Here is a 270-nt window from a genome sequence, read left to right as displayed (position 1 = left end):
ATTTTGTATAATGTAAAACTTCTATTACACTAATACACTTGATAGAAATACGATTAATGCTGTTAATACTACCGCTCCACTTGCTGATCCTACAAAGTCACCTTTTGTTACTTGTAATACTTGCTCTTTCATTTTGCATTCTCCTCTCATTTTTCTTTTGTTACAAAGTTTTTATTATACTAACACGCTTGATAGAAATACGATTAATGCTGTTAACACTACTGCTCCACTTGCTGATCCTACGAAGTCACCTTTTGTTACTTGTAATAC

Annotated in this window: 2 protein-coding genes; both read right to left on the bottom strand. The window is 32.2% G+C overall.

What is annotated here, in order from left to right; all coding sequences use genetic code 11:
* Positions 1–24: 24 nt before the first annotated feature.
* Positions 25–132, bottom strand: coding sequence for a DUF3948 family protein (locus MR083_RS27235; protein WP_000664237.1), 108 nt, complete (start codon positions 130–132; stop codon positions 25–27).
* A gap of 42 nt (positions 133–174) precedes the next feature.
* Positions 175–270, bottom strand: a 96-nt coding sequence (locus tag MR083_RS27230) for a DUF3948 family protein (RefSeq protein WP_016100038.1), incomplete at its 5' end; no start/stop codon positions are given.

This window comes from Bacillus cereus group sp. BfR-BA-01408 (assembly GCF_022663305.1).
Taxonomy (GTDB): Bacteria; Bacillota; Bacilli; order Bacillales; family Bacillaceae_G; genus Bacillus_A; species Bacillus_A pacificus.
This window is presented reverse-complemented; position numbering and strand designations above follow the sequence as displayed.

Coding starts and splice junctions, on each gene's coding strand:
- MR083_RS27235 (WP_000664237.1), bottom strand. CDS start 132: ATGAAAGAGCAAGTATTACAAGTAACAAAAGGTGACTTTGTAGGATCA.